This window comes from Paratractidigestivibacter sp., from assembly GCF_052362415.1.
Lineage (GTDB): Bacteria > Actinomycetota > Coriobacteriia > Coriobacteriales > Atopobiaceae > Paratractidigestivibacter.
The window spans coordinates 6035-6389 of the sequence record NZ_DAWEMK010000082.1 but is presented as its reverse complement, the minus strand read 5'-3'; the positions used below and the strand labels follow the sequence as shown (position 1 = coordinate 6389).

Annotated in this window: 1 protein-coding gene; it reads right to left on the bottom strand. The window is 69.6% G+C overall.

Annotated elements, in window-relative coordinates:
* Positions 1-67: 67 nt before the first annotated feature.
* Positions 68-355: MogA/MoaB family molybdenum cofactor biosynthesis protein (locus ACT84W_RS08045; protein ID WP_444328830.1), on the bottom strand; the 288-nt coding region annotated here is incomplete at its 5' end.

Sequence of the window (355 nt, the reverse complement as noted above, 5' to 3'; positions counted from 1 at the left end):
TTAGCCCGCCTTACTAATTGTAAGGACGTCAATCTTCGGCTATCCACGAACGGTTGAAATCGAGCGGTCAACGGCTTCCCTCGGCCTCCGCCGCGCAATCCGCCTGCCCGCCGCGGAGCATCCGCAGGCCATGGTCGAGCGAGCCGATGACGGCCTCGACGTTCTCGGTCGCGGCCTTGGGGCTGCCCGGCAGGTTGACGACGAGCGTGCGCCCGACGATGCCCGCCACCTCGCGGGAAAGACAGGCCCGCGGGGTGATCCCCATCGACGCGGCGCGCATGGCCTCGGGAATCCCCGGCGCCATGCGCTCGCACACGGCGGCCGTGGCCTCCGGCGTCACGTCGCCACGGCGATC